Raw genomic sequence first — 2,847 nt, 5'->3', positions numbered from 1 at the left:
GTCGGCGATGGCGCGGGCGACGTCCTTGAGGCGGCGTTCCTCGGCGGCGAGGGAGCGCTCCAGCTCCTCGCGGTGGGCGACGGTGTCCTCCAGCGCGCGCTCGGCCGCCTCCAGGGCGGCCTCCAGCTCGGCCTCCTGCTCCCGGACCCGGGCGGCCTCGCGTTCCATCTCCTCGGGGTCTCGGCCCCGGCGTTCCTCGACGGGGGCGGCGGTGGCGCTCTTCACCCGGGCGTCGGCCAGGGAGACGGTCCCGCGGACGCGTTCGGCGAGCTGGGAGAGCTCGTACCAGGTCTGCTGGGCGCGCTGGAGCCGCGGGGTGAGACGGCGGACCTCGTCCTCCAGCAGCGCCTCGCGCCGCAGCGCCGTGCGCAGCACCTCCTCGGTGGCCTCCTTGCGCTCCTTGAGGGCGGCCTCGTCGGCGACCTCGGCCTGGAGGGCTTCGCGCAGCCTGACCAGGTCGTCGGCGAGCAGCCGCAGCCGGGCGTCCCGCAGGTCCGCCTGGATGACGGCGGCCCGGCGGGCCACGGCGGCCTGCCGGCCGAGCGGCTTGAGCTGGCGGCGCAGTTCGTCGGTGAGGTCCTGGACGCGGGCCAGGTTTGCCTGCATGGCGTCCAGTTTGCGCAGCGCCTTCTCCTTGCGCTTGCGGTGCTTGAGGACGCCGGCCGCCTCCTCGATGAAGGCACGCCGGCCCATCGGGTCGGCGTGCAGCACCGAGTCGAGCTGGCCCTGGCCGACGATCACGTGCATCTCGCGGCCGATGCCGGAGTCGGAGAGGAGTTCCTGGATGTCCAGCAGGCGGCAGGTGTCGCCGTTGATCTGGTACTCGCTGCCACCGTTGCGGAACATGATCCGCGTGATGGTGACCTCGGCGTACTCGATGGGGAGGGCGCCGTCGGAGTTGTCGATGGTCAGCGAGACCTCGGCACGGCCGAGCGGGGGGCGGCCGGTGGTCCCGGCGAAGATGACGTCCTCCATCTTGCCGCCGCGCAGCGACTTGGCGCTGTGCTCGCCCATGACCCAGGTCAGCGCGTCGACGACGTTGGACTTGCCCGAGCCGTTCGGGCCGACCACGCAGGTGATCCCCGGCTCGAACCGGAGCGTGGTCGCGGACGCGAACGACTTGAAGCCGCGGAGGGTCAGGGCTTTGAGGTGCACGCCGGTGGACTTTACCGGCGGGTTCCTCCGCTTCTCCATGAAACCGGTCTCAATGCACCGGTCCCGACGCGCCGGCGGACCGATCCGGTTTCGCACGGCGGGGCGGTGGGCAGATCAGAGCTACGAGAACGGCTGCGGGGTGGGGCCGGCCCGGCCCCGGGAGGGCCGGAGACGCGGACGAGCGCTGACGGGGCGGTGAGGGCGGAGGGCCGGAGAGGGAGCGGTAACGGCGAAAGGGACGCCGAGGGCGTCCCTTGAGGCACCGGCGGGGGTGCGGGCGCGGCTCCGGCCTGCGCGCGGGCCGGGTCAGGTGTACGCGGGCTCCGCCTGGTGGGCGTCGATGCTCTCCATGCTCTCCATGATGCGGTCGCGAGAAGCGGCAGCCGCGAGCGCGTCCTTCTCGGCCTGGATCCTGACGAGCTCGGATTCCAGGTCCTGGACGCGCTGCTGGAGCCGTCGCATCTCGGCGAGGAGTCGCGGGTCGGAGCCGCCGACGTAACCGAGAAGCGCCTTTGCCATGATGGATGGTCCTCCACACTGAGTGACCGACCGAAGCGGTGGTGGGTCGTGAGGGAATCGCACCCGTAGTGCCCGACACTGCGATGTCAGCTGAGTTCCTGCCGCTGTTTCCACATGCCAAACAGCTAGGGTGCGCGGGGCTTTCAGAGTCTCACCAAAAAGTTTGACGGTCAACACGATCACGCCCCGTATCGACGGTGTCCCCGGGGCGCTCTGCGCGGAACTGCTGGCGCGGCGTCTCCTGCGGGGCCCGGGGGCGTGCGGATCATCCTGGCCTGTGGCGTCGGCCCTGACAACCCTTGTGCGGCGGCCACCTGGACTTTTCCGTCCCCGGGCCGCCCGGGGCCGCTCGGAGGACGGCCTCCGGGCGGCCGCACGGGGCGGCCGTCAGCGGATCTCGAAGCCGTCGTAGCCGCCGCGGGGTGTGTCCCAAATCTCGGTGACGCCGTCCACGCGGCCCGGCGTGTCCTCCCCCGTCAGCCACTCCAGCAACCGCTCGCAGCGGTCACGGGGGCCCTCCGCGACCACCTGGACGCGTCCGTCCTGGAGATTGAGAGCAAAACCACTCAGGTCGCCGAGCTCCAGCGCCTTCGCACGCGTGAACCAGCGGAAACCCACGCGCTGTACCTTGCCCCGGACCCAGGCGACCAGTCGTGCATCGTCGTTCATGTGTGCACGCTAACCGAGCAAAAACCTCACCGGACGCCCACACCCCCTGGAGCGATGCGGTAGCGTCCCCCCTCGACCCCCAGCGAAACTCACCCTTACGAGTGAGTGGCGTGGACCGCAGCACCGAGAGAGGCCAGCAGAGGAATGGGACGCCACCGACGCTCCGCCGCCGGCCGCAAGGGCAAGGGCGACACTCCGACTCCCCCCGTCACCGGTACGGCGCCCGCCGCCGGGGACCGGCCGGGGCAGGAGCAGTACCGGACGACGTACGACGCCCACGGCTCGTACCCCCAGGGCTCCGACGGCCCGTACGTCCGTGACGACGCCTACGGCCACGGCGACCCCGCCGGCTCCTACCGGTCCGCCGACTCCTACGGGTCCTCCGGCCACGGTCACCCCTACGGCGGGGACGACTACGCACGGAGCCAGGCCTACCTGTTCGGCACGGAGGAGTCCTCGGCCCCGGTCCACGCCGACGCGCCCACCGCCGCCCTGCCCGCCCAG

The 2,847-nt window shown here is 71.8% G+C and carries 3 protein-coding genes and 1 pseudogene; 1 reads left to right on the top strand and 3 read right to left on the bottom strand.

The window, feature by feature from the left end; genetic code table 11:
* The 3 genes from HW445_RS25140 to HW445_RS25130 all read right to left on the bottom strand — a co-directional run.
* On the bottom strand, positions 1-1,155 hold a 1,155-nt coding region (locus HW445_RS25140; protein ID WP_180223203.1), incomplete at its 3' end, for a chromosome segregation SMC family protein.
* 306 nt (positions 1,156-1,461) lie between these two features.
* Complete coding sequence (locus HW445_RS25135; RefSeq protein ID WP_151775568.1) at positions 1,462-1,674, bottom strand: hypothetical protein; 213 nt, start codon at positions 1,672-1,674, stop codon at positions 1,462-1,464.
* 387 nt (positions 1,675-2,061) lie between these two features.
* A complete protein-coding gene (locus HW445_RS25130) occupies positions 2,062-2,343 on the bottom strand; it encodes an acylphosphatase (RefSeq protein ID WP_180223202.1) in 282 nt (93 codons plus the stop codon).
* Between the two features lie 144 nt (positions 2,344-2,487).
* Between HW445_RS25130 and HW445_RS25125 the strand changes: the two are divergent.
* Positions 2,488-2,847: pseudogene (locus tag HW445_RS25125) on the top strand (hypothetical protein); the annotation flags it as partial.

The sequence above is a fragment of the Streptomyces sp. UH6 genome (genome assembly GCF_013421635.1).
GTDB lineage: Bacteria > Actinomycetota > Actinomycetes > Streptomycetales > Streptomycetaceae > Streptomyces > Streptomyces abyssomicinicus.
Note: the sequence above shows the minus strand (reverse complement) of the source record. Positions and strands in the feature narration are given on the sequence as shown.